Annotated in this window: 18 protein-coding genes; 8 read left to right on the plus strand and 10 right to left on the minus strand. The window is 67.3% G+C overall.

Annotated features, from left to right (window positions below):
• Positions 1 to 294: 294 nt before the first annotated feature.
• Positions 295 to 1,011: an ABC transporter permease gene (locus BDO18943_RS01165; RefSeq protein ID WP_089454520.1), complete on the plus strand. Its 717-nt coding sequence runs from the start codon at positions 295 to 297 to the stop codon at positions 1,009 to 1,011.
• Positions 1,008 to 1,919, plus strand: a complete 912-nt coding sequence (locus BDO18943_RS01170; RefSeq protein WP_175020850.1) for a glycine betaine ABC transporter substrate-binding protein — start codon at positions 1,008 to 1,010, stop codon at positions 1,917 to 1,919. Before BDO18943_RS01165 ends, BDO18943_RS01170 begins: the two co-directional genes overlap by 4 nt.
• A gap of 27 nt (positions 1,920 to 1,946) precedes the next feature.
• On the opposite strand, the gene BDO18943_RS01175 is transcribed toward BDO18943_RS01170, so the two are convergent.
• Positions 1,947 to 2,999 (minus strand): RNA-guided endonuclease InsQ/TnpB family protein, encoded by a 1,053-nt coding sequence (locus BDO18943_RS01175; protein WP_175020851.1) that lies wholly within the window; start codon positions 2,997 to 2,999, stop codon positions 1,947 to 1,949.
• Positions 3,000 to 3,118: 119 nt separating this feature from the next.
• On the opposite strand from BDO18943_RS01175, the gene BDO18943_RS01180 reads away from it, so the two are divergent.
• Together BDO18943_RS01180 and BDO18943_RS01185 are read left to right on the plus strand one after the other, a co-directional pair.
• Positions 3,119 to 3,772, plus strand: coding sequence for an ABC transporter permease (locus BDO18943_RS01180; protein ID WP_175020852.1), 654 nt, complete (start codon positions 3,119 to 3,121; stop codon positions 3,770 to 3,772).
• Entirely contained in the window at positions 3,769 to 4,920 is a 1,152-nt protein-coding gene (locus BDO18943_RS01185) for an ABC transporter ATP-binding protein (protein ID WP_175020853.1), read from the plus strand. The genes BDO18943_RS01180 and BDO18943_RS01185 overlap by 4 nt, the downstream gene beginning before the upstream one ends.
• Positions 4,921 to 5,079: 159 nt before the next feature.
• On the opposite strand, the gene BDO18943_RS01190 is transcribed toward BDO18943_RS01185, so the two are convergent.
• Complete coding sequence (locus BDO18943_RS01190) at positions 5,080 to 5,478, minus strand: surface-adhesin E family protein (protein ID WP_175020854.1); 399 nt, start codon at positions 5,476 to 5,478, stop codon at positions 5,080 to 5,082.
• Between the two features lie 349 nt (positions 5,479 to 5,827).
• Here BDO18943_RS01190 and BDO18943_RS01195 point away from each other — a divergent pair, with 349 nt between their 5' ends.
• Complete coding sequence (locus BDO18943_RS01195; protein WP_175020855.1) at positions 5,828 to 8,263, plus strand: PEP-utilizing enzyme; 2,436 nt, start codon at positions 5,828 to 5,830, stop codon at positions 8,261 to 8,263.
• Between the two features lie 35 nt (positions 8,264 to 8,298).
• On the opposite strand, the gene BDO18943_RS01200 is transcribed toward BDO18943_RS01195, so the two are convergent.
• Positions 8,299 to 8,673: a S26 family signal peptidase gene (locus BDO18943_RS01200; protein WP_175020856.1), complete on the minus strand. Its 375-nt coding sequence runs from the start codon at positions 8,671 to 8,673 to the stop codon at positions 8,299 to 8,301.
• Positions 8,674 to 8,952: 279 nt separating this feature from the next.
• On the opposite strand from BDO18943_RS01200, the gene BDO18943_RS01205 reads away from it, so the two are divergent.
• From BDO18943_RS01205 to BDO18943_RS01210, 3 genes are all read left to right on the plus strand, one after another.
• A complete protein-coding gene (locus tag BDO18943_RS01205) occupies positions 8,953 to 9,933 on the plus strand; it encodes a bifunctional helix-turn-helix transcriptional regulator/GNAT family N-acetyltransferase (protein ID WP_175020857.1) in 981 nt (326 codons plus the stop codon).
• Positions 9,934 to 10,481: 548 nt separating this feature from the next.
• Complete coding sequence (locus BDO18943_RS42485) at positions 10,482 to 10,703, plus strand: hypothetical protein (RefSeq protein ID WP_089454528.1); 222 nt, start codon at positions 10,482 to 10,484, stop codon at positions 10,701 to 10,703.
• A 240-nt stretch (positions 10,704 to 10,943) separates the two neighbouring features.
• Positions 10,944 to 12,053 carry a polyamine ABC transporter substrate-binding protein gene (locus BDO18943_RS01210; protein ID WP_175020955.1) on the plus strand — a complete coding sequence of 370 codons (1,110 nt, stop codon included), beginning with the start codon at positions 10,944 to 10,946 and terminating at the stop codon, positions 12,051 to 12,053.
• Positions 12,054 to 12,159: 106 nt separating this feature from the next.
• On the opposite strand, the gene BDO18943_RS01215 is transcribed toward BDO18943_RS01210, so the two are convergent.
• The 7 genes from BDO18943_RS01215 to BDO18943_RS01245 form a co-directional block, all read right to left on the minus strand.
• A complete protein-coding gene (locus BDO18943_RS01215) occupies positions 12,160 to 12,711 on the minus strand; it encodes an SLOG cluster 4 domain-containing protein (RefSeq protein WP_235995737.1) in 552 nt (183 codons plus the stop codon).
• Positions 12,712 to 12,755: 44 nt separating this feature from the next.
• The gene (locus BDO18943_RS01220; RefSeq protein ID WP_175020859.1) at positions 12,756 to 14,003 is read right to left on the minus strand and encodes an MFS transporter; all 1,248 of its coding nucleotides are present in this window, start codon (positions 14,001 to 14,003) and stop codon (positions 12,756 to 12,758) included.
• A 298-nt stretch (positions 14,004 to 14,301) separates the two neighbouring features.
• Complete coding sequence (locus tag BDO18943_RS01225; RefSeq protein WP_175020860.1) at positions 14,302 to 14,631, minus strand: H-NS histone family protein; 330 nt, start codon at positions 14,629 to 14,631, stop codon at positions 14,302 to 14,304.
• A gap of 327 nt (positions 14,632 to 14,958) precedes the next feature.
• Complete coding sequence (locus BDO18943_RS01230; protein WP_175020861.1) at positions 14,959 to 16,308, minus strand: reverse transcriptase family protein; 1,350 nt, start codon at positions 16,306 to 16,308, stop codon at positions 14,959 to 14,961.
• Between the two features lie 267 nt (positions 16,309 to 16,575).
• Entirely contained in the window at positions 16,576 to 17,148 is a 573-nt protein-coding gene (locus tag BDO18943_RS01235) for a plasmid fertility inhibition factor family protein (protein ID WP_175020862.1), read from the minus strand.
• 245 nt (positions 17,149 to 17,393) lie between these two features.
• Positions 17,394 to 18,377: a M14 family metallopeptidase gene (locus tag BDO18943_RS01240; RefSeq protein WP_175020863.1), complete on the minus strand. Its 984-nt coding sequence runs from the start codon at positions 18,375 to 18,377 to the stop codon at positions 17,394 to 17,396.
• 75 nt (positions 18,378 to 18,452) lie between these two features.
• The gene (locus tag BDO18943_RS01245; protein WP_175020864.1) at positions 18,453 to 19,787 is read right to left on the minus strand and encodes an MFS transporter; all 1,335 of its coding nucleotides are present in this window, start codon (positions 19,785 to 19,787) and stop codon (positions 18,453 to 18,455) included.
• Positions 19,788 to 19,869: the final 82 nt, after the last annotated feature.

Here is a 19,869-nt window from a genome sequence, read left to right on the forward strand (position 1 = left end):
CGGCTCCAGCGGCAGGCTTCACGCCCGCCGCATCCATGCCGTCTTCACACGACGGTGCCCTGCTCGAACGCGCCTCGCCGTTACGGCGCCGCCGGGCTGAACATGACAATCAGACGAACGCAGCGTTGCGTTCACTCGACCGCCAGTCGCACATCGTTGCGGCCGGCAGGACTGTTTCCGTCAGTTCAAATCGCGGCCATGCCGGGATCACGAACTTCCATCGCGGCGCCATCCGGCGTCTACGCGGCGCGCGCCTGCGCGTGTGCCGCACCGAGATTGAGGGGGTGTATCTTCATGACTCGACGCACTGTCCAGCTGGTGGGCAGCCTGATAGCCATCGTCGCCATCGCCTGGGCGCTCGCGCGCGGTATCGGCGCCGACACGTTCAGCCAGCGCGCGGACGATCTCGCGTACTACGCGGGCCAGCACATGCTGCTGGTCGTCTATTCGATGACGCTCGCGATCGCCGTGGGCGTGCCGGCCGGCGTGCTGCTGAGCCGGCCGCGATTCCAGCATCAGGCCGAGCGCTTCATGCAGATCTTCAACATCGGCAACACGATCCCGTCGCTCGCCGTGCTCGCCATCGCGCTCGGCATCTTCGGCATCGGCAACGTGCCCGCGATCGTCGCGCTGTTCCTCGCGTCGCTGCTGCCCATCACGCGCAACACCTACGAAGGCATGAAGAACGTGCCCGCCGCGCTGCGCGAAGCCGCCAAGGGCATCGGCATGACGGGCTGGCAATCGCTCGTGCGCGTGGAGTTGCCCGATGCGCTGCCGATCATCGTCGGCGGCGTGCGCACCGCGCTCGCGATCAACGTCGGGACGGCCCCGCTCGCCTACCTGATCGGCGCGGACAGCCTCGGCTCGCTGATTTTCCCCGGCATCTATCTCGACAACCAGCCGCTGCTGCTGCTCGGCGCGTCGCTCACCGCGATCCTCGCGCTCGTGCTGGACGGCCTCGTCGCGGCCGGCAGCCGCCATTGGCTCGCACGCCACGGAGGTGCGGCATGACACTCCACCGCACCATTCGATCGCTCGCGCGCCTGTGCGCCGTGGCCGCGTTGTGCATGGCCGCGAGCGCACCGGCATGCGCAACGAAGCTCGTGCTGGGCGCGAAGAACTTCACCGAGCAATACGTGCTGGCGGAAGTCACCGCGCAGTACCTGCGCTCGCGCGGCTACGACGTGGAAGTCCGTTCGGGTCTCGGCAGCACGCTCACGCGCAGCGCGCTGGAGAACGGCCAGTTCGATCTCATGTGGGACTACACGGGCACCGCCGCGCTCGTCTACAACAAGATCAACGACAAGCTGTCGCCCGAAGAAATGTACCGGCGCGTGAAAGCACTCGACGTGCCGCGCGGGCTCGTCTGGCTCGACGCGTCGCCGCTCAACGACACCTACGCGATCGGCCTGCCGAGCCAGCTCGTGGAGGCCACCGGCATCCGCACGGTGTCACAGCTCGCCGAGCACCTGAAGACCGATCCGGCCGCGAAGCACTACGTGTTCGGGATGGATGCGGAATTCGCGAATCGCCCCGACGGGCTGAAGCCGCTGCTCGCCGCTTACGGCATGCAGTTCAGCCGCGCGCAGTTGAAGCAGATGGACCCGGGGCTGGTCTACACGGCGCTGCACAACAACCAGTTGAAGATCGGCCTCGTCTACACGACCGACGGACGCGTGAAGGGTTTCGGCATCGTGCCGCTCGAGGACGACAAGCACTTCTTCCCGCCGTACAACGCGACGCCAGTGGTGCGCAAGGACACGCTCGATCGCAATCCTAAGCTCGCGACGCAGCTCAACGCGCTGTCGGCCGCGCTCGACAACGACGTGATGCAGGCGATGGCCAAGGAGGTCGACCTCGACGGCAAGTCGCCGCGCGACGTCGCCGACGCGTTCCTGCGCACGCACAAGCTGCCTTGAAGGAGAACCGTTGACGTCCTCCTCCGCCTAAAGGCGGAAGATTCCCACACCTGGCGATGCACGTCCGCATCGGAGAATGTTCAGCGCAGCGTTGATATCACGATCATGCACGACACCACATCCACTGCAGGCCCACTCTCTTATTCGCAGTCCCGCGATACCTTTCGGCCGCGTCGTGCTGTCTTGCGACCCGCACGCCGAACAGAACTGGGTAGAACCGCTTTCGTCGACTTCCTCGAACGTGGCTCCGTGCGCGATCGCCTTGTAACGGAGCCTGTCCCGGAAGGACGACCAGGATGCGTCGTAGACGCTCTTCGCCATCCTGGTTCTGGCGAGTTTCGCGGCCGACACGTTGCCAACCGCGATGTAATCGAAGCGTCGTATCAGATCGAGCGCGAGCTTGTGCTGGAAGTCGGCGCGGGCATTCGCCACCTTGGCGTGCAGCTTCGCGATATGCCGCCTGTGCTTTCGCGCCCGTTGCGCTTTCGCCAGCTTTTCCGCCGCTCGTCGACCGAACGGGTCATTGGGCAGCTTCTCGCCGGTCGAAAGTGTGGCGAAGTCTTTCAGGCCGAGATCGATACCGACGCCGGAACGGATTGGACGGGCCTGCACATCGGGCATCTCGATCACGATGTTGAGAAACCAGTTGCCGCGTGCATCCTGCGCAAAGTTGGTCCCGTCCTTGATCTTGCCTTCGGGAAGCGCTCGGCTGTTGAATACGCGGAAGGTGTTGCCGGCGAAACGGAACGCGTCACCCTCGCGCTTCAGGTCGCGCCCCTTCAGCGGCACCCAGCCCAGCGATTTCCTGCCGCGGTAGCGCAGGTAAGGGCGACGGTGCTGACTGCGCGACTTCGCATATTGCTCGCACGTTGCGTTGACCGTGCCGGAGTGAATGCCGAGTTCCTTGCTGCTACCAGTAGTGAACACATTCAAGTCGAAACCCGTCGGCCACTTCTTGCTCCACTTGAGCGCATGCTTCTGCGTGTCATTGCAGAAGTTCCAGACGTAGTTCACCGCACGGCTCTGCTTGTTGAGCAGTCCGTTGAGCGACTTCACGCGGTAGCGGTAGACAAGGATCATGCCGGTGATCCTAACCCGTGGAAGAAGCTGCCTGTCAACAGCATTCCCTTCCTTCCCGCCATCCGCCCCGAAGGAAGTCCCCTTGGGGGAAATGGCGGGGTTTCTCGGAGCAAATTCTGATGAGCGTATTCGACTATCTCGCGTCGAGCTGGCCCGAACTGCTGCAGCTCACGCTGCAGCACATCTGGCTGGTCGGCATCGCCGTAGGCTGCGCGATCGTGGCCGGCGTGCCGCTCGGCATCCTGATCAACCGCCACGACTGGCTCGCCGGGCCGCTGCTCGGCGTCGCGACCATCGTGCTCACGCTGCCGTCCATCGCACTGTTCGGCCTGATGATCCCGTTCTTCTCGCGCTTCGGCCAGGGGATCGGCGCCGCCCCCGCGATCACGGCCGTGTTCCTGTATTCGCTGCTGCCGATCATGCGCAACACCTGCCTCGCGCTGCACAACGTGGATGCGGGCATCAAGGAAGCCGGCACCGGCATCGGCATGACCGCGTGGCAGCGCCTGCGGCTCGTCGACCTGCCGCTGGCGGTGCCGGTGATTCTCGCGGGCGTGCGCACCGCGGTCGTGATGAACATCGGCGTGATGACGATCGCCGCCGTGGTCGGCGCGGGCGGGCTCGGCACGCTGATCCTGCGCGCCATCGGCCAGAGCAGCATGATGAAACTGCTGGTGGGCGCGGTGCTCGTGAGCCTGCTCGCGATCGTCGCCGACCGGCTCCTGCAGATGCTGCAGCGTGCATTGACACCGAAGGGAGTGCAGAAGACATGATCGAACTCGACCAACTGACCAAGACCTTCACCCGCAAGGACGGCCAGGCCGTGCGCGCCGTCGACGCCGTGAGCCTGTCGGTGGCCGAGGGGGAAATCTGCGTGTTCCTCGGCCCGTCGGGCTGCGGCAAGACCACCACGCTGAAGATGATCAACCGGCTGATCGCCCCCACGTCCGGCCGCGTGCTGATCAACGGCGAGGATACGGCGCAGCTGAATGAGGTCGACCTGCGGCGCCACATCGGCTACGTGATCCAGCAGATCGGGTTGTTCCCGAACATGACGATCGAGGAAAACATCACCGTCGTGCCGCGCCTGCTGGGCTGGGACAAGAAGCGCTGCGCCGAACGCGCGCGCGACCTGATGGCGATGGTCGCGCTCGATCCGAAGCTGTACCTGAAACGCTATCCGCGCGAACTCTCGGGCGGGCAGCAGCAGCGTATCGGCGTGATCCGCGCGCTGGCCGCCGATCCGCCGGTGCTGCTGATGGACGAGCCGTTCGGCGCGGTCGATCCGATCAATCGCGAAGCGATCCAGAACGAGTTTTTCCAGATGCAGCGGCAACTGAACAAGACCGTGATCATGGTCAGCCACGATATCGACGAAGCGATCAAGCTGGGCGATCGCATCGCCGTGTTCCGGCGCGGCCAGCTCGTGCAATACGATCACCCCGACACGCTGCTCGCCCGCCCGCGCGACGAATTCGTCGCGCAGTTCGTGGGCCAGGACAGCACGCTCAAGCGTCTGCTGCTCGTGAAGGCCGGCGACGCCGCCACGCAACCCGAAACGGCACGGGTCGATACGCCGCTGGCACACGCGCTCGCCGTGATGGACGAAACCGATTGCCGCTACCTGACCGTGCTCGACGATGCGGGCCGCGCGGCGCGCACCGACGGCGGCGTGTGCGGCAAGCGCGTGACGCCCTTCCCGGCCGGCGTCGCGGCGGACGACAATCTGCGCATCGTGCTGTCGAAGATGTACCAGTACAGCGCGTCGTGGATGCCGGTGCTCGACCCCGACGGTGCCTGGCTCGGCGAGATCACGCAGGACTCGATCGCCGCTTACCTCAGCTCGGGCCGCTCGCGCCGGCAGACGGGCCAGCCGCCCGGCAGCCCTGCCGACGCGGTCGCTGCAAGCGCCACGCATTGATTCGTCGCCGTGCCGGAGCACCATCGCACCGGCACGGGCAAGCGAATCGGTACCGTGCGCGATGAAAAAAATGCGGCCAGGCCCGGCGATTACACGCCGCTTGACCCGCCTTCAACTGGAAACCGTCAAACCGGAACCGGCGAGCGGACGCCATTTCCATCATCCGTGTTTCCCGCAGACGTAATCCATGACCAGCGTCTGAATGGAGTCGCGCTCGACATACCGGTAATCATCCGAATCTTCGCGAGATACGTAGACCTCGCCCGGCTGCGCTCCGACCATGCTGGTCTTGCCCATCGCCCAGGTCTTGTTCTCGCAGTCGAACGACCAATCGGAAACGAGGCGCTTCACCGGAAACGGCGCCGAGTAACGGCGCGGCTCGGCATAAACGATCTTGACCGTCACCCACGAATTGAGCGGATGACGCTCGACGGAAGCGGGATCCACATAGAGCGCGATAGCCGGGCCCGGGCCAAGCGTGGTCCAGTTCCGGGCCCACGCACCGCTTGCGACGATCGCAAGCCATGCGCCCGCGATCCAGCGTCTTTTCATTTTCATTCCTCGAATCCGGCGTGGTGAATTCCAGCGGCCTGATTCTACTTTCTCAGTTCACGCGAAGTGTGCGATTCGATCCGGATCATTCACCGGCTTCGACTCATTTCTTCCAATCGACAACCGATCACATCTATCGGTCACGTATCGAAAAATCCGACGCGCGGAATGAATCGCGAATCGAATGAAATCGACTCGCGTAGAATGCCCGCAACAATCAAGCATCAAGCCGAGCGGGCCGCCCTTCCATTCCACTCGCACCGGCGCAACGCGAACAAGACCCGCGGCATCCGCCGATGGCATCGCCCTGCCCGGGCGCGTGCCATCGCGACGATCGCCCGCCGATCCAGCCTCCATGAGCAAACCGATCCTGTACCTCCTCGCCGGCAACGGCAGCGCGGCCGACTGGTGGGACGATGCACTGCCCCACTTCCGGCAATACCGGCCCGTGCCGCTGGAACTGCCGGGCTTCGGCGACAACCCCGCGCCGCCCTGCGAAGATCTCGCCGCGTATGCGCAAGCGCTGCTGGATGCGACCGAACCGGGCCACGCGATCATGGCCGTCGGCGTGAATGCGCTGCTGGTGCTGCACGCGCTGCAGCGGCGCCCCGGCCACTTCAGCCGCAGCGTCCTGCTTGCGCCCGTCGGTGCGTTCCTGTGGGAACGGCGCCTGCCGAAACTGATGGCGCCGAAACCGCTGCGCAAGACCATCCACTGGCTGCTCGCGCACTACCCGGCGCTGTTCGCCCGCAAGTTCTCGAACCTGACCTGGACGCGCGCCCAGTACCGCCGCATGGGCGCCGGCTATGCGCGTTGCCGCGCGTTCCTGCCGCACTGGGATCTCGTGCGCGCCGATACCGCGCTGCCGCTGCTCGAGTGGGTCACCGATCGCATCGAACTCGTGTGGGGCGACCAGGACAACGTGCTCGGCGTGCGCCAGGCCGCCGCGTGGTCGGCCATCCTCGCGCGCGCCGACCTCACCGTCACGCTGCAGGCCGGCTGGGGACACTATCCGTGGATCGACACGCCGGCGGCGTTCGCGCAGTGGCTCGAAGCGGGCGACGCCGGCTTCGTCGCGCACACCAAGGGCGGGCGCCTGGCGCTGGCCACGATGGCCGGCCTGCCCGTGCCGCCCGCGCTGTCGCTGACCCGTGCCGACGATCCGCGCCTGCCAGGCTTTCTCGCGAGCCAGCCCGACGCCGAGTGGGCGATCCGCTCGTCGAGCCACGGAGAAGACCAGGCCGATGCGGCCAACGCCGGCCTGCATACCACGTTCCTGCGCGTACCGGCAGCGCAAGCGGCCGCGCGCGTGGCCGAGCTGCTCGACGGTGGCCTCGAGGAAACGGTCGTACAGCGCTTCATCACGCCCGTGCTGTCGGGTATCGCCTTCGTGCGTCATCTCGCCGTCGAAGTCGAATGGGTGGAAGGCCACCTCGAAACGCTCGCCGACGGACAAGCCAGCCCGCAGCGCGCGATCCTGTCGCGGCTCGGCGAGCCCTGGCAACGCGGCACGTTCCCGACCGCGCACGGCCTGAGCGCGACGCAGCTGTGGGACTTCCTGCAGCGCGTGCTGCGCGCGTTCCACTACGTGCCGGGCGATATCGAATGGGCGTGGGACGGCAAGCAGCTGTGGCTGCTGCAGTACCGCCCGATCAGCAGCTACGGCTGGCACCGGCACCTGACCGCCGCGAACATCGCCGAGATCCTGCCGCCGCAGCCGAGCCGTCTGGTCGAGTATGCGCAACGACGCGCGGCCGGCAGCATCCCGGCCATCATGGCGCGCTGGGATGCACGCGTACTGCAGGACAACGAACCATTTACCGCACTCTATGGCGGTGCGTCGTACATCAACAACGACCTGTTCCTCGCCCGCCTCGCCGACTGGGGCGTGTCGGCCGGCAACTACAGCGGCGAGATCGGCGGCGCGACGCCGCCGCTGCGCTGGCGACCGCTGCGGCTGCTGCGTTCGCTGCCGGTGTTCTGGCGCATGTTGCGCGTCGCGCGCGGGCATCTGCCGACGCTCGAGCGCGGCTTGCAGCGCTTCGACCGGGAACTCGCGACGCTCGTCGAGCGACGCGCCGACGGCCAGCAACTGGCCGACTGGTTCACGCGCTTCTATGTATTCGTCGTGCAGGGCAACCTGTGCATCGCGTCATCGCTGGCCAGCAGCGGCGGCGCACTGTGGGGCCGTCCGCCAACCGCATACGGCCAGCTCGACGACAGCCCGCATCGCCTGCCGTGGGAAACCGATCCGGGCACCACGCGGCCCGCACCCGTCAGCCTGCCGCTGCAGGCGTTTCCCGACTGGCCGCTGCCGGTCCGCGTGCTCCACACGCTCGGCGCGCCCGGCATGCGCGGCTGGTATCTGCAGGTGCGCGAGTGGTATCGCGACAACCTGATGCGGGTGTTCTTCCGCCTGCATCACGCGATGCCGGCCACCGACCGCGACGCGTGGTTCGCGCCGCATCCCGAGCGCCGCGAACGCAACGGCAGCTTCTGGCAGGACGGCAGCGAAGGCACCGACGAGGCGGCCGGCTTCATGATCTATCCGGGCCACACGCAAGGTGTGCTCGGCCACGACATCCTGCTGGAAGACACGCTCGACCCGGGCCGGCATGCGCAGTACCAGGCCGCGCGCGCCGTGATCGCGCGGATGGGCGGCCGGCTGTCGCACGGCGCGACGCTGCTGCGCGAGCTGCGCAAGCCGTCGGCCGTGCTGCCGCGCGTCGATGCGGCGTGGATCGGGCGCGAGGTGCGGCTCAGCGACGGCCGGCTGACACTGGTCGAATAGGCGCGGCGCCGCGTGCCTGAGCCGCGACGCGCGACTCAGCGCACCGGCGTGCGGACTTTCCCGTCGACCTTCAACGTGCGCCGGTCGTGCGCGGCTTCGTATTCGACCGTCTGCGCGGGCGTGACCGCACCGTACGAACGGCCGTTCACATAGACGGTGCCGTCCCGCAGCTCGACCCGGTCGCCGTTGACCGTCGCGGTGGCCTGTTCGCCCTGCAGCACCGCGCCCGAGCAACCGGCGGTCGAAAAGCTGCGGACCGACGTGCCCGGCATCGCGGCGATCCCGCCCTGATCCGCCGCATGCGCCGCGCTGCAAGGCGGCGCATCCATGCTGCCGGCAGCGTAGGCCGCGCCGGCGCTGATGCCGCATCCGGCAAGCAACGCAATCGTCATCGGCTTCAGATTGTTCATGGTGGCTCCGTTGTCCGCGGCCGCGGATCGATGACCGGCCGACGCCCGTGCTCGCATGGCTGGCAGGCCGGATGCATCGAGTATGCGTCCAGTTCGCGGCACGCCGCCATCCGCGCCAGTACCACTTGCCGCCCGCCCCTCTGCTCCCCCTTGATCCGCGCCGACACCGACCTCCGGGAGTGCCCCCTCGGCACCACCCGTCCACATGAAACGCCTCCTTGATCAAGTTGCGACTCGCAACTATTATTGATTGCGATCCGCAACCTTTTCAGGGCAACCATGGACCTCATCGACGCTCCCGCCAAGCCTCGCGAAGCGACCATCCTCGAGCTGCGCGACTTCTCCCGCAAACTGGTTCGCGAGCTCGGCTTCATGCGCGCGACGCTGGCCGACAGCGACTGGGCGCCTTCGGCCGTTCACGCGATCCTCGAGATCGGGACGGCGCCCGGCATCAATGCCCGCGATCTGGGCAACATCCTGCGGCTGGACAAATCGAACACGAGCCGGCAACTCGCGCGGCTCGAGGCGGCCGGAGTCGTGGAGCGGCGCGTGTCGAGCGACGATGCGCGCGCGACCGAGCTGTACCTGACCGCCGAGGGGGAAAAGCTCCAGAAAAGAATCGACACCTTCGCGACCGATCAGGTGTCGAATGCGCTGCGCCGCATGGTGCCCGCCGACCAGCAGGCGCTGCTGCGCTCGCTCGCGCTGTATGCCGATGCGCTCGCGCAGGACAACGCCACCAAGGCGTCCGCCGCCACACCCGATGCGCCCTCGATCCGCGAAGGCTACCAGCCGGGCTGCATCGGCGATATCGCGAGCCTGCACGCGCGCTTCTATTCGGAACACTGGGGCTTCGGCGCCTTTTTCGAAAAGCGGGTGGCGACCGAGCTGGCCGAGTTCGCCGGTGCGCTGCCGGCCGACGGCAAGGCGCTTTGGCTGTGCCAGGAAGACGGACGGACCCTCGCGTCGCTCGCGATCGACGGCGACCCGGCAACGGGCGTCGCGCACCTGCGATGGTTCATCGTGAACGACGCGTTGCGCGGGTCCGGCATCGGGCGCCGGCTCATGACGGAAGCCATGCGCTTCGTCGACGCGCGGCGCTTTCGCGAAACCTGCCTGTGGACGTTCAAGGGCCTGGATTCGGCGCGCCATCTGTACGAGTCGTTCGGCTTCACGCTGACCCGTGAATCCGCGGGCACGCAATGGGGCACCGAGGTGGTCGAGCAGCGCTTCAGCCGGCCCGGGCCGTCCGGCGGCTGAGGTTCGACGGGGCGCAGTTGCGCGATGCGCATCGTCTGGTGGAAGGCGGCGGCATGACCGGCAAGGTCGTGGTCGCGCGCGCCGCGGAAGACACGATGAAGTAAGTCAGGGACGCCGTGCGATGGCTGCCGTTATCAACGACGTCCCGTCGCCCGGTTTCCGGCCCGCCAACCGGGCCGCGACAGCCTGAGCAATGTCGTGTCGGGGCGCAACCCGGGCAGCAAGCCGTCGAATATTCTCATCACTTCGCGCCTGTCCTGACCGGCAAGACAGCCTCGCTTGCACGATTCGCCCGTCTTCACCCTCACGCCACGCGCATCCATCGGCCTTCGAATCACTAGGGAAAATCCGGAGACATCCTTACAGCGATTTACCTGATGATTCACGGAAGCGTCACGTTTCGGCGATTCGGCGGTTCGCCAAGCTTTCAACGCGTGTCACGAAGCCGATGCCGCCCTGCGGCAAACGCGATGACCGAAGCCTGAAACGGCAGTCGCTGGCAAACCGCCAGGTGTTCAATACTTTCAACAACCCGGTCGAGAGTAATCGTGAGATTCCGTGGCCCGCTGGTGCGGTGGAGACGAGGCGATGCGCGACACCTGCGCGCCGCGATCGCGTCCTCCGACGACAGTGACGGCGGGCAAAGTCCTCGCCTGTCCCTGTCGATCTACACCATCCTGTCCCGCCGTTCCGTTCGCCGCCACAACGCCGTCGCCGCGCGTGCCTACGTCGCGATCCATACCGACGACGTGGCATCGTTGCTGCCTTAGCGCTCGCCCCCTTCCCTGTATCCGTTCGACCTGCTCGCCGTGTCGCCCGACCGGTGACGGGATCGTCCCGCGCTTCGCTTTCGCGCAGCCCGGCCCGAGATCAAACGGACTCCTGATCGTCGTGCACCGCATTTGCTCGCGGCGCGCGGCGGTCGCGCACGCCCGCTTCATCCGATGAACCATCGCGCAACGACCCGCGCCTCGCGGCTCGACACGCGCACCGAAATGGAAGACTTCTTCATGCGAATCCGCACGCTTCGCCGCGCCCTTGCAACCGCCGCCATCCTGGCGGTCGCCGCGGCCGCCGGCACGGCCGCCCACGCGGCCGGCGAACTGAACATCTACAACTGGTCCGACTACATCGCGCCGGACACGATCCCGAACTTCCAGAAGCAGACGGGCCTCCACGTCCGCTACGACAACTACGACAACGACGACACGCTGCAGGCGAAACTGCTGTCGGGGAATTCCGGCTACGACATCGTCGTGCCGACGTCGAACTACATGGCCAAGCAGATCCAGGCGAGCGTCTACCAGCCGCTCGACAAGTCGAAGCTGCCGAACCTGTCGAACCTCGATCCGCTGCTGATGAAGATGGTCGCCGATGCCGATCCGGGCAACCAGTACGGCGTGCCCTGGGCATACGGTACCGACGGCATCGGCTACAACGTGCAGGCCGTGAAGAAGGCGCTCGGCGACAAGGCGCCGGTCGACAGCTGGGCGCTGGTGTTCGATCCGGCCAACATGGCCAAGCTGAAGAGCTGCGGCGTGTCGTTCCTCGACCAGGCCGTCGACGTGTTCGCGGCCACGCTGCAGTACATGGGCAAGGACCCGAACAGCACGAACCCGGCCGACTATCATGCCGCGTTCGAGGTGCTGAAGAAGGTGCGCCCGTACATCACGCAGTTCAACTCGTCGGGCTACATCAACGATCTCGCGAACAACGACCTGTGCGTGTCGCTCGGCTACTCGGGCGACATCGGCATCGCACACCGCCGCACCGCCGAAGCGAAGCGCCCGTATGAGATCCGCTTCGCGAATCCGAAGGAAGGCGGGCTGCTGTGGTTCGACATGATGGTGATCCCGAAGGACGCGCCGAACCGCGACGCCGCGCTGAAGTGGATCAACTACGTTCAGGATCCGAAGGTCAATGCGGGCATCACCAACGCGGTGTTCTACCCGACCGCGAACAAGGCCGCGCGCCAGTACGTGAAGCCCGCGATCGCGCGTGACCCGTCGGTGTATCCGGGCGACGACGTGTTGAGCAAGATGACGCTGCTCAAGCCGATGCCGCCCGAGATTCGCCGGCTGCAGAACCGGCTGTGGGCGCAGTTGAAGACCGGGCGCTAAGCCGCGCACCGAAGTAACGGATCGTGCCGCCGGCGGCTTGCTCGCGCCGGCGGCACGGTTGCTTCAAAGGCGGTGACGGTGCGTGCGGGGGCGCCGACCGCTTGAACTATCGCTGCACCTGCTCCGCCGAAAAAGCGTCTTCCACGAAGCGGATCACGTCATCGAGCGACGACGTGCACGCGGCCCCCGCCGCGAGTTCGCGAAACGCGCCGTCCGGCCCGAAGCAGACGAGCGGCTTGCGCCAGCGCTGCGCGAGCGCAATCTCCTCGGCCGTGCCGTGCCCGCCCGGCAGCGCGACGATCAGGTCGCTGCTCAGCACGTTCACGTAGTTGCGGTTGATCGTGTGCGGATCCGCATCCGGCTCGCGGCGCGGCAGCGGCGTGAGGATCGGGATGTCGACGAACGGATGCGGATAACCGTCGAGCGGCACGAAGCCCGCGAGCGGATCGGCCTGCGTCGGCAGGATGCCGATCGATCGGCCGGCCCGCCCGGGCACGTCGGCGAACGCGCGCGCGACCGCCAGCATCACGCCCTGCCCGCCCCCCGTCAGCAGGTTGAAGCCGGCCTGCGCGATCCATTCGCCGAGCGGCGCCGAAAACGCGAGCCACGGCGCCTTGCCCGACCCCATCACGCCGATCGTCCTGTTCTTCTGTTGCATCGTGGTTTCCGGTGAAATCGTTGGGTTGTGCGCGAGCGCCGCGCTCATTCGAGCTCGACGCCCTTGAGCTCGGGAATCAGGAACAGCGTCGCGACCATGTCGAGCACGTAGAGGCCGGCGAGCAGCGCGATGGCCGTCTGGAACGAGTAGTGCGCGGCCAGCGCGCCGACCGCGACCGGGCCGAAGCCGCCGACCGCTCGACCGATATTCCACAGCACGTTCTGCGCGGTTGCGCGTGCGGCCGTCGGATAGCCCTCCGACATCAGCGTCCCGTAGCCGCCGACCATCCCGTTGACGAATATGCCCATCAGCGCACCGGCCCACAGCATCGCGGTCGGGTCCGACAGCTGCGCGTACGCGATGACCGTCACGACCGAGCCGAGCTGGTACAGCAGGAACGTCGGCTTGCGCCCGATGCGGTCGGCCAACTGCCCGAACACCCAGACGCCGATCATCATCCCGACGACGGTTGCCGCCGTCCACAACCCCGACTTCGTCAGCGAGAAGCCCATCTGTTTCGACAGGAAGGTCGGCAACCAGATCATGATCCCGTAGTAGCCGAAGTTCTGGACCGAACACAGGATCACGATGCCGAGGCTCGTGCGCGCGGTGCGCCCGTCCGCGACGAGCAGGCGGAAGGCATTGGCCTTCGGCTGCGTCGCGCGCTGCACGAACGCCTCCGGCTCGTGCAGCTTGTTGCGCATCGCCCAGGCGAGCAGCGCGGGCAGCACGCCGACCAGGAACATCCCGCGCCAGCCGATGTGCAGCAGCAGAAACGGCGTCAGCAAGGCGGCCAGCAGCACGCCGGCCTGCCAGCCGAGCGCGACGTAGCACGACACGCGGGCGCGTTTGCTGGCCGGCCACGCTTCCGCCGCGAGCGCCATGCCGATCCCGAACTCGCCGCCCAGCCCGATGCCCGCGATGGTGCGGTAGACGAGCAGATCCCAGAAGCCGCGCGCGAACGCGCACAGCCCGGTGAAGATCGCGAACAGCAGGATCGTCCAGGTCAGCACGCGCACGCGCCCGTAACGGTCGCTCAGTGCACCGAACAGGATGCCGCCTGCGACGGCGCCGATCAGCGTCCAGGTGACCAGCGCGCCGCCCTGCCCGGGTGTCAGTTGCAGCGCGGCCGTGATCGCGGGCAGCATGAAGCCGAGGATCAGCAGGTCGAAGCCGTCCATCGCATAGCCGATCGCCGATCCGGCCAGCGCTTTCCACGCGTACGCGCCGACCTGCTCCACGCGCGGGGCCGACGGGCCGCCGAGCGCCGAAGATTTCATGTTTGCTGCCATGGTGTCCTGCCACGATTGTCCGGCGACATTCTAAGGCCTGTGCCCGCGAGCAAAGCCCCGGCGCGCGTGTCGGCCGCGACGGTTCGCGCATCCGGCGGCGCCCGCTTGCGGGACGGCAGGCGGGAATCTGCGGGCAATGAACGGGAGGGAAAAACGGCGATCCGGTGTCGGCGGCGAAACCGGCGATGTCGCGGTCAGGCCGGACACCGGATGAAAAGCAGCATGCTGGCGGAGTGTTGCCGGCCGGCCCGCTGGCGCGAACCGGACGGCGCCGGGTGGCCTGGCGGCCTGGCCGGCTTCAGCTCTGGTCGTCTCCGGGCCACCAGGTCTTGGCCTCACGGTCGACGGCGAGCGTATCGAGATCCTTGCCTTCGAGCCATTTCGGCCGAGGGCCGCGGCCCGACCATGAACGGCCGGACGTCGGGTCGTAGTACTTGGCAGGTGCCTTGCGTTTTCGCTGGACGATATAGCCGAGCGCGCTCAGCACTTCCTGCTGCGAGATTCCCAAAAGCTCGACCTGTTCCTTGAATGCCGCGAGCGCGGCCTGCTTCTCCTTCTGCTTCGCGTCCGACAGCTTGATGTTCAGGTCCCGAAGTTGTGCTTCGAGTTCCTGCAGGGCCTGGGTCATGTATTCATCCTCTTTGGGCATGTTTTTGCAAAAAACTCCGATGGCGGAACCTACCATGAAGTTCCGCCAATAGGGGCTGTCAAATGTGTGAATCGTTTGCCTGAGCCGGCACGGCTTACGCGATACGCACTAAACGACGTCGCGCGTCAATCAATGACAGACAGAGCCGGGCCGGCAACGCGCAGCGCGCCAGCGACGAAGGCACGGCGAACGGCTGCGGCAAGTCGGCGCCGCACCATGGCACTGGCGCGGCATGGCGCGAATGATAGCAGTGCGCGGCACCGCACTACATAAGTCGTCGACCGGCGTCGATGCGAATCCGGCCGTTTACCGGCCGACGTCGCGCGCTTCCCACGCGATCCGGTCGAACAGCGCGCGCAGCTTCGCGCCGCGCACCGCGTTCAGCGCGGCCGCATGCGCGACACGTCCGGCGAGATGCGCGCGGAAGTCCGGATGTGCATCGCGATTCTGCGATGCCGGCCCGCTCCGGATGCAGTTGGTCAGGATAGCCTTCAGCAGATCGAACTCATCGCGCGCCAGGTTCGGATGACGATTGACGACCACGCCGGCCAGGTGCTGCCGGCTGCCGCGTCGCATCACGCGCGTCTTGCGCAGTTGCAGCGCAAAGCCTTCCTCGAGTGCGATCGCGGCGACCCGCAGTTGCAGCCGCTCGACGTCGCGCGCCAGCGTGCCGCCACCGGAAAAGGCGAGATCGTCCGCGTAGCGCGTGTAGGCTGCGCCGAGCGAACGCGCGAGCGCGGCGAGCCGCATGTCGAACCGGAACGCGCACAGGTTCGCCAGCGCCGGCGAGGTCGGCGCCCCCTGCGGCAGATGCCGTTCGCGATAGCGCTGGCGGCCGATCCAGTCGAACCGGTCGCGCAGGTCCGGCGCGAGCAGCCGCGCGGACGGTACGCGGTTGGTGCACAACCCCGTGAGCGTGCGCGCGACTTCGGCCGGATACCCGAGCGTGACGAACAGCGCGTGAACGCGTGCGGCGCGTACCGATACGAAGAAATCCGCAAGATCGAAACGGACGACGACATCGCGATCCGCATGCGGCGCCGCGAACGAGACGATCCCGTGCCCCTTGCGAAACCCGTGCACCGCGCCGTGCGGCGCGATGCGATCGAGCAGCCCGTGCAGGATGCGGCGCTGCGCTTCGCGCAGCCGGCCCTTCGGAATCTCGACCAGGCGGCACCCGCCGCTGCGCTTGTCGTGCGCCACGTATGTGTAGTGATGCAACGGCGTGGCGCTGCTGCGCGCGTCGACGCGCCAGTGGTCGGACAGCCAGTCGAGTTCCGGCGCGCTCACGCCGAGCCAGCCGGCAAGATCGCCGGGCGTCGCCCATTGCGGCACGTCGCAGCCCGCAAGCGGCGCCGGCAACGGTTGCTGGACCAGCGGCCGCCGCACGATACGGATCGGCGCGGGCCGATCGCTGCCATACCACGCGAGCACGAAAGCCGGCGCATCGGCGAGATCCGCCGCGAGCGTATCGATGTCGACGTCGGCCCAGCGCGCGCCGAAGCGTGCGAGCGCGGTATTCGCGACTTCGTGCGTCCACGGCGGCGCGCCGCCGAGCACGGCCGCCATCCGGGAAAGGACGCCGGCACGTTCGGGCGCGCCGGCCAGCATCGCTTCGGCAATCGTGCGGACGGTATCGAACAGGGAGCCGTGCATGGGAATCGATGGGCGGGACGATGAGTCAACGTGTCAGGTGCTGCGAGGAGTGACGTTGCGCAACGCGCAACGGTGCTCCTTGCGACGCATCGGGGTGTCGATCTGATCCACGGGGTAGCCCCGTAGTCCTGGAACATCGGCTGCCTGTTCCGGGCGTGTGCTTGACCCACCGGCCCGCGATGCGACTTTAATGGCCGCGAGCGCGGCGTGTCAAACCAGATGGCGATCCGGTGCCGCCGCGGGGCGCGCCGGATCGCGACGCGCACCCTACGCGTGCCGGGAAAACAGTTCGCGGTACGCGATCGGCGCGACGCCGACGCCGGCCATGTTGTTCAGCATCGTCGCCCAGGTCGCGTTGTCGACGCTGACCGGAAACGACCGCGCGCGGTTGGCGAGCAGCCAGAAGGTGCGCGTCATGCCGTTGCTCATCGCGACTTCGTACCCGCTTCCCTCGAGCCAGTAGCCGACCGGCGGCAGTTCCACCGGTTCGAGTCGGCCTGCCCGGAACGCGGCGGTGGCCGACGCGTACTTGCTGTCGAGCGGCATGACGCGGCGCGGCACGCAGTCCTGCGAGTTCAGTTGCGGAAATCTCGGGCTCGTGCCGAGCCACAGGCCGTAGAACGTTTGAGCGTCGAGATGCACGACGAAGCGCTCCGTTTCGGCGGGCGTCGCCGCCATGTAGCAGTCGGCCTGGCCCGGAACGGCAACACGCCACATCGCGCGCTTCGCGCTCAGGTCGACCAGTTCGCTCGGCTGCGGGCGCGGCTGGACGGGAGACGGTCGTCCCGCTTCGCGCAGGTCGCGCGCGCGGTCGAGTCCGATACGAAGACGTGTCAGCATGGGCCCTCTCTTTCTCTCGTGATTTGTTCGAATGAGTCAGGGGGCGCGACACCGCTGCGTGGCGGGTGGCGGCCGGCCAGCAGCGGGCGGGCGGCATGGCCGCGCCGTCTCGACACGCGTGCCCGGCGTCCTGACGCTCCCGATCTGTTCGGGAACCCGCGCAGTGTAGCGCCTTTCCGTGCCAGGACGATGAACGCGCCGCTGCAACGCCGCATCCGGACTGCCGCGCGGCCCGACCGGCACCATCAGCGATCCAGCAATCGCCCCAGCCGCATCATCGTGACGTTCACGCCGAGATGCCGCATCGACGGTTGCACGATCACGCAGTTGTCATACGGCGTGACGATCACGTCGTCGCCGTCGCGCGCGATCTCGGTGCCGGCCTGCTCGATCACCTCGAGCCCCGTGAACGGTTGCGAGAACCGGAAGTCCATCGAACGCGCGACGACCGGCTCCGTGATCTCGACGAACTTCTGCCGCACCGGCGCGGCTTGTGTGAGGAAGACCGCGACGTCGTCGCGCGCAACGACACCCGCATGCAGCAGGAAGCGCGCCGCGCTGTCGAGCGCGACATCGCGTGCGCTCGCGGCGAAGTGCTGGCCCGTCTCGATCAGCAGCGCATTCTTCGCGCTCGCCGGATCGCCGAAGCCGCCGTAGTCGCGCAGCCGCGTGCCGTTCGCATGGCCGCGATCGATGATTACGTGCTCCGGCGTGCCGATCGCGGCCGCCAGCGCGATCGCCTTTTCAAGCGGGCCGGTCATCATCAGCGGCGCGGACGCTTCGTGCATCGAATGAATGTCGAGCAGCAGGTCGACCGTATCGAGCAGCGGACGCATCGCGCGCGCACGCACAAGTTCGCGGCTGCCGCGCGTGCCGTCGAGCGCGGCCGGCGTCCACACGCGATTCATGTCCTCGTCGAGGTAGCGCGTCGCATCGGCGTTCTCCGCACTGAAATGCTCGTATGCGCCAACGTTGCCGAAGCCGAGCGACAGGCGGCCCGCCACCGGACGCAGGCCCGCGGCCAGCAACGCGTCCACCGCGATCGCGCCGCTGACTTCGTTGCCGTGCGTCAGCGCGAGGATCATCACGTGCTTGCCGGGCCGGCCGCTGTCGAACGTATGCAGATAGTCGATGCCCGTATTGCCCGCGCGCCAGCGCGAGATGTCGGGGAAGGCCACTTCGATCGGATAGGCCGGCAATGCGGCGCGGATGGCTTCAAGCGTGGTCATGTCGGAAAGGCTCAACAGGGTTCGGGAAACGCGCAGCCGGCTGGTGCCGGCTGCGCCGGGATCGGGGCCGGCGCGTCACGCCTCGGTCGCGCGCGTCGACGGCGTCGCGGCGGCGGCCGCAGCGGCGCCGCGCATCCGGCGGCCGAGCGAGATCACCGACGTGATCCCGAGCACGGCCGTCGCCATCACGTAGAAACTCGGCGCCAGCTTGTTGTGCGTCGCATCGATCAGCCAGGTCACGATCAGCGGCGCGAAGCCGCCGAACAGCGTCACCGAGAAGTTGTACGACAGCGCGAGGCCCGTGCCGCGCGTGCTCGTCGGAAAGATGTCCGCAAGCAGCGCCGGCAGCGGCGCGAGGCTCACCGCAATCAGCAGGCCGACCAGCGCCTGCACCGCGAGCAGCGTCTCGACCGTCGGATAGCGGTTCAGCATCACGAACAGCGGCCACGTCGTCACGCCGACCAGGATCAGCGCGACCAGCATCACGCGGATGCGGCCGAAACGATCCGACAGGTGGCCGACGACCGGCGCGGCGATCATCAGCATCGCGCCCGTGACGACCGCGCCGAGATACGACGATGTGGCCGGGATATGCAGCTGCTTGACCGCATACGTCGGCATGTACAGCTTGTGCACGTAGTTGAACGCCGTGGCCGTCGCGACGACACCCGCGCCGAGCAGCAGGTTCGCACGGTCGCGGACGAACACGTCGCGCAGCGGCGACTTCGCGCGCCCTTGCTCGCCGAGCCGGCGGAAATCGGCCGGTTCGTCGATGTTGCGGCGAATGTAGAGCCCGACCGGGCCGATCAGCAGCCCGACCGAGAACGCGACGCGCCAGCCCCACGCATGCAGCTGGTCGGTCGTCAGCAGCAGGCTCAGCAGGGCGGACACGCCGGCCGCGAGCACCGTCGCGAGCCCCTGCGTCGACATCTGCCAGCTCGCGAAGAAGCCGCGCCGCTTCGCATCGGCCTGCTCGACCATGAACGCGGTGGCCGCGCCGAATTCGCCGCCCGTCGAAAAGCCCTGCAGCATCCGCGCGACGATGATCAGCAGCGGCGACGCGATGCCGATCTGCGCATACGTCGGCGCGAACGCGATCATCGCGGTGCCGAGCATCATCAGCCCGATCGATATCGTCAGCGACGCCTTGCGGCCTGCGCGGTCCGCATAGCTGCCGAGCACGATCGAGCCGAGCGGACGCGTGACGAACGAAATGCCGAACGTGCCCACCGACAGCAGCAGCGAGGTTGCCGCGTCGTGCGTGGGAAAGAACAGCTGGCCGATGACGATCGCGAAATAGCCGTAGATCAGCAGATCGTAGAACTCCAGCGCGTTGCCGATGCTCGCGGCGCAGATCTCGCGCCACGGATTGTGTGGGGCCGGCGCCGCGGCGTGCGTGTTGTGGGTCATCCCTGTGCTCCTCCGGTAATGCTGGCCGTCAGGATTTTGAAAGACGGCGCGCGGCGTTGCCGGCGGCCGTTCGGGCCAGTCA

Origin of the sequence: Burkholderia aenigmatica (genome assembly GCF_902499175.1) — a bacterium.
GTDB lineage: Bacteria > Pseudomonadota > Gammaproteobacteria > Burkholderiales > Burkholderiaceae > Burkholderia > Burkholderia aenigmatica.